The organism is Paraclostridium sp., from assembly GCF_051656405.1.
Taxonomy (GTDB): domain Bacteria; phylum Bacillota; class Clostridia; order Peptostreptococcales; family Peptostreptococcaceae; genus Paraclostridium.
Map to the genome: position 1 here is coordinate 22,068 of NZ_JBOGBV010000055.1, position 6,034 is coordinate 28,101.

The 6,034-nt window shown below is 31.5% G+C and carries 7 protein-coding genes; all 7 read left to right on the forward strand.

The window, feature by feature from the left end; genetic code table 11:
* The first annotated feature begins 1 nt into the window (after position 1).
* Positions 2-211, forward strand: a complete 210-nt coding sequence (locus ACRDDE_RS07645) for a hypothetical protein (protein WP_438626698.1) — start codon at positions 2-4, stop codon at positions 209-211.
* Between the two features lie 167 nt (positions 212-378).
* On the forward strand, positions 379-552 hold the full coding sequence (locus tag ACRDDE_RS07650; RefSeq protein ID WP_021428642.1) for a hypothetical protein: 174 nt from the start codon (positions 379-381) through the stop codon (positions 550-552).
* Positions 553-605: 53 nt separating this feature from the next.
* Positions 606-776 carry a hypothetical protein gene (locus ACRDDE_RS07655; RefSeq protein ID WP_438626699.1) on the forward strand — a complete coding sequence of 57 codons (171 nt, stop codon included), beginning with the start codon at positions 606-608 and terminating at the stop codon, positions 774-776.
* Between the two features lie 142 nt (positions 777-918).
* Positions 919-1,122, forward strand: a complete 204-nt coding sequence (locus ACRDDE_RS07660; protein WP_021428594.1) for a hypothetical protein — start codon at positions 919-921, stop codon at positions 1,120-1,122.
* A gap of 169 nt (positions 1,123-1,291) precedes the next feature.
* Positions 1,292-2,305, forward strand: coding sequence for a LacI family DNA-binding transcriptional regulator (locus ACRDDE_RS07665; RefSeq protein WP_438626700.1), 1,014 nt, complete (start codon positions 1,292-1,294; stop codon positions 2,303-2,305).
* A gap of 215 nt (positions 2,306-2,520) precedes the next feature.
* Positions 2,521-4,086, forward strand: coding sequence for a histidine ammonia-lyase (gene hutH / locus ACRDDE_RS07670; RefSeq protein ID WP_438626701.1), 1,566 nt, complete (start codon positions 2,521-2,523; stop codon positions 4,084-4,086).
* Positions 4,087-4,109: 23 nt separating this feature from the next.
* Positions 4,110-6,034: urocanate hydratase (locus ACRDDE_RS07675; RefSeq protein ID WP_438626702.1), on the forward strand; the 1,925-nt coding region annotated here is incomplete at its 3' end.

Genomic DNA, 6,034 nt, shown 5'->3' on the forward strand with positions numbered 1-6,034 from the left:
TATGGGCAGTTTAAGTAGAATATTTGGATCAGGTGGATTCTTTAATGGAGGCGCATGGTGGATAATAGTATTATTCTTCCTATTCTTAGCTTTTCAAGAGTGTTTTGCAGAGATATGCATAACTGACTGGATTCCATTTTTAATATTACTTCTTATTGTTTGTTCATGTGGAATGGATGGATGCGGAGAGGACTTCGATTGTGGTTGTTAATTAAAAGGGGGGAAGGCTACCTATATTAGGTAGCCTTTTTAGTATTTAAAGTGATTTTAAAAATACTATTAAAAAATTATAAAATTATTATCAAAAAGTAAAGGCTATGCATAGTATATGTTAAGAGCGAAAGCTCAAATAATTAATCATCAACAGGAGGTAACACAATGTTAGATAGACTATTTGGTGAAGATGGATGTTTTGGAGGAGCATGGTGGATAATCGTACTATTCTTCTTATTCTTAGCATTTGGTGACTGCTGGGAAGAACTAGATATATGTGCATGGATACCATTCTTAATAGTTTTATTAATATTATGTAGTTGTGGTGGATGCTTCTAGTTCACTATAAAAAATTAAGACAATACTAGAAATAGACAACAGGAGGTAACAAAATGTTAGATAGATTATTTGGTGGAGAAGACTTTGGATGTGGATGGGTAATCATAGTATTATTCTTCTTATTCTTAGCATTTGGAGATTGTTGGGCAGAATTAGATATATGTGCATGGATACCATTCTTAATAGTTTTATTAATATTATGTAGCTGTGGAGAATGCTTCTAACAATCGATTTAAATAACCAGTATATAAAGATAAAAAAAATAAAAGTAACCAATATAAAGATAAATTCATATTATATAAAATAGCTAGCTAATAAAAATTAACTAGCATTATAACTAAATGAGTTCAATTAGGAGGTAAATTTATGTTAGACAGATTTTTTGGTAACGATGGATGTTTCGGCGGAGGAGCATGGTGGATAATAGTATTATTCTTCCTATTCTTAGCATTTGGAGAAACTTGGGCAGAGATAGACGTATGTGCATGGATACCATTCTTAATATTATTATTAATAGCTTGTTCATGTGGAGGATTCTTTGATGGTGACGATGGATGTGGATGCTGCTAATCACTGAATAACTAAATACAAAAATAACACGCCAGTAATTAACTGGCGTGTTATTTTTTGTCGAAATATATTTAAATTGTTTAAAAGTTATGATAAAATTAATTTTTACAAAGACTTAAGAATAGATTTCATAAAATATAGTAAAAATTAAGATAAGGAGGAATGCTAAATGAAAACTAATATAACAATAAAAGATGTAGCTAAAAAAGCGGGCGTTTCTATATCTACAGTATCTAGAGTAATAAATGATTCAAAACCAGTTACGGATGAAGTTAAACAAAAAGTATTAGACGTAATAAAAGAGACTGGTTATGTTCCAAATCCGTTGGCTAGAAGTTTAGTGACAAAGAAAAGTCAACTAATAGGAGTTATCGTACCAGAGGTATCAGATTCTTTTGTAAGTGAACTGGTAAACGGCATAGAGGAAGTTGCTAAAATGTATGACTATGATATATTATTAGCAAATACATACTCTGATAAAGAACAAGAATTAAAGAGTTTAAATTTATTAAGAGCTAAACAGGTAGAAGGTATCGTTATGATGTCTTGGAAAGTAGATGAAGAGCATTTAGAGTATATACAAAATTGTAGAATGCCTGCTGTATATGTAAGTAAAACTGCTAGAAACTACGATGTATATTCAGTAAGTATAAGTAATACTGATGCAACATATGATATGACTAAATATCTTATAGATAAGGGTCATAAAAATATATCTTTCATAATGACAAGTGAAGACGATACTGTTTTAGAAGCGGAAAGATATTTAGGATTTGAAAAAGCTATGAATGACAATAAAATAGAAATAGACAAATCCCTAGTAAAGAATGCTGGAACTACATATAAGTATGGGTATGATAGCATGAAAGAAATACTAGATGAAGGTAAAAAGCCGGACGCTGTATTTGTTACAGGGGATGAAGCCGCTATAGGAGCTCTTAACGCAATATGTGATGCAGGATATAGAGTACCTGAAGACATATCTGTTGCAGGATTTAATGATGCAAAAATAGCAGCTATGTACAGACCTAAATTAACTACAGTACACCAACCATTATATGATATGGGTGCTGTTGCAATAAGAATGGTAATAAAAATGATTGATAAGGAACCTTTAGAAAATAAAAAGGTTGAACTGCCATACAGAATAGTTGAAAGAGAAAGTGTAATAGATAGAAACTAATAAAAAAGCATGTTATCTAAAAGATAATGTGCTTTTTTGTTTTAATTAATTGTATATAATTTATATTAATTATTTATATACAAAAAATAATATATAAATAATTAACAATATATAAATAAATGAGAGGACTTTCGAAAAATATGTAGAAGCTATTAAATTACAAGACTAAAACCGTATTTCATAATTTTATTATATATATATAGGGGGATTTTTGTATGAATAAAATAATTATAGACGGTAGAGACCTTACTATAGAAGATGTAGTAAATGTATCTCGAAATGGATATAAAGTTGAGTTAGGGGAAGAAGCGTTAAAAAAAGTTAAAGTAGCAAGAGATTTAGTTGATAAATTTGTAGATGAACAAAAGGTTGTATATGGAATAACTACAGGATTTGGAAAATTTTCAGATGTAACCATATCAAAAGAAGAAACTCATAACTTGCAAAGAAATCTAATTATAAGTCATGCATGCGGAGTGGGAAAACCTTTTGAAGAAGATATAGTAAGAGCTATAATGCTTCTGAGAGTAAATAATTTATCAAAAGGATACTCTGGCGTAAGAATTGAAACTTTGAATACATTAGTAAATATGCTTAATAATAATGTCTGTCCAGTAATTCCAGAAAAAGGATCACTAGGTGCATCTGGAGACTTAGCTCCTTTATCACACATGGTACTTACTATGATAGGTGAGGGAGAAGCATTTTATGAAGGTGAGAAAATTCCATCAGTAGAAGCTATGAAACTAGCTGGAGTAGATGTTTTACCAGAGTTATCATCAAAAGAAGGTTTAGCTCTTATAAATGGAACACAAGTTATGACTGCGGTAGGAGCACTTACAACGTATGATGCAATGAATTTATTAAAGCTTTCGGATGTTGCATTATCGTTAACTATGGAGTCTCTAAATGGAATTACATGTGCTATGGATGAAAGAGTACATTTGGTAAGGGCTCATAGAGGTCAAATCAACACTGCAAGAAATATACTAGAAATACTAAATGGAAGTGATATGACAACAAAACAAGGTGATTTAAGAGTTCAAGATGCATATTCGATTAGATGTTCACCTCAAATCCATGGAGCAAGTAAAGATGCAATTGAATACGTAAAAAATAAAATTAATATAGAAATCAATTCAGTAACAGATAACCCAATAATATTCCCAGAACAAGAAGATGTAATATCAGGTGGAAACTTCCATGGACAACCAATGGCTTTAAGTTTTGACTTTTTGGGGATAGCTTTATCAGAAATAGCTAACGTATCAGAAAGAAGACTTGAAAGACTAGTAAACCCAGCTTTAAGTAATGGCTTACCAGCATTTTTAACTAAAAATGGTGGAGTTAATTCAGGATTTATGATAGTGCAATATAGTGCAGCATCATTAGTCTCAGAAAATAAAGTATTAGCACATCCAGCGAGTGTAGATTCAATACCATCATCAGCAAATCAAGAAGACCATGTTTCTATGGGAACGATAGCAGCAAGAAAAGCAAAAGAAATAATGGAAAATACAAGAAATGTATTAGCTATGGAGTTATTAGCAGCAGCTCAGGCTATAGATTTAAGAGGTAAGAAAAAATTAGGTGTTGGGACAGATGCCGCATATAATGTTATAAGAAATCATACTAAATTTATAGAAGAAGATTTAGTTATGTATAAAGAAATAAATAAATGTGAAGATATTATCAAAGAAAACTTAGTAGTAGAAGCTGTAGAAAAAGCTTTAAACAGTGAGCTTTTATTAAATGAAGAGGTTGCTTTAAGTGAAATATAAAACTGTATAAGGGAGTAGAGGTTATGGTTACTTTAGAAAAAGTTATGAATGTTACTAATGAAGAAATTAAAGATGCGATGACTATCAAATTAGATTATGTACCAAGTGAAATACCACAATTTATAGAAGGTATAAGAAGGGCTCCAAAAAGAGAGGCAAAATTATCTCAATCAGATATAAAATTAGCATTAAACAATGCATTAAGATATATACCAGAAGAATATCATGAAAAATTAGCTCCAGAATTTTTAAATGAATTAATGACTACTGGAAGAATTTATGGATATAGATTTAGACCAGAAGGTAATATAAAAGCAAAAACAATAGATGAATATAAAGGAAAATGTACTGAAGCTAGAGCCTTCCAAGTAATGATAGACAATAACTTGGATTTTGATATAGCCTTATATCCATATGAGCTAGTTACTTATGGTGAAACAGGTCAAGTTTTCCAAAACTGGATGCAGTACAATTTGATTAAAAAATATTTAGAAGTAATGAACCAAGATCAAACACTAGTAATACAATCAGGGCATCCTGTTGGATTATTTAAATCTAAGCCAGATGCGCCTAGAGTAATAATAACTAATGGTCTGATGATAGGAATGTTTGACAATCAAGAGGACTGGAAAAGAGCAGCAGCTATAGGCGTATCTAATTATGGTCAAATGACAGCTGGAGGATGGATGTATATAGGACCACAAGGTATAGTTCATGGTACGTACTCAACATTATTAAATGCTGGAAGGTTAATACTTGGAATACCAGAAAAAGATGACTTAGCTGGAAAATTATTTGTAACTTCAGGACTTGGAGGAATGAGTGGAGCTCAAGGAAAAGCTGTAGAAATTGCTGGTGGAGTAGGTATAATAGCTGAGGTTGATTATTCAAGAATAGAAACTAGATATACTCAAGGATGGGTAAGTAAAGTTGCTAAAACATGTGAAGAAACATTTAGGCTGGCTAAAGAATGTATAGACAAAAAAGAAGCTTGTGCTATAGCTTACAATGGTAACATCGTAGATTTACTAGAGTATGCAATAGAAAAAGATGTACATATAGATTTATTATCAGATCAAACATCTTGTCATGCTGTTTATGATGGAGGATATTGTCCTCAAGGTATAACTTTTGAAGAAAGAACAAAACTTTTAGCTAATGATAAAGAGAAGTTTGTACAATTAGTAGATGAAACGTTAAAGGCTCACTTTAAAGTTATTCAAAAACTAACAAACAAAGGAAGTTACTTCTTTGATTATGGAAATAGTTTTATGAAAGCTATTTATGATGCTGGATGCCAGGAGATATCTAAAAATGGAATAGATGAAAAAGATGGATTTATATTCCCATCATATGTTGAAGACATATTAGGGCCTCAACTGTTTGACTATGGATATGGTCCATTTAGATGGGTATGTTTAAGCGGTAAAAAAGAAGATTTAATAAAAACTGATAAAGCAGCTATGGATTGTATAGACCCAAATAGAAGATATCAAGATAGAGATAACTGGATATGGATAAGAGATGCTGAAAAAAATGGTTTAGTTGTAGGGTCTCAAGCTAGAATACTTTATCAAGATGCTATGGGAAGAACTAATATAGCTCTTAAGTTCAATGAAATGGTAAGAAAAGGAGAAATAGGACCTGTTATGTTAGGTAGAGACCATCACGATGTATCAGGAACAGATTCGCCATTTAGAGAAACATCTAATATAAAAGATGGAAGTAATATAATGGCTGATATGGCTACTCATTGCTTTGCAGGTAATGCAGCTAGAGGAATGAGTTTAATAGCTCTACATAATGGTGGTGGAGTAGGAATAGGAAAATCTATAAATGGTGGATTTGGAATGGTTCTTGATGGATCTCATAGAGTAGATGAAATATTAAGAACAGCTATGCCTTGGGATGTTATGGGAGGAGTTGCTAGACGTGCTTGGGCTAGAAA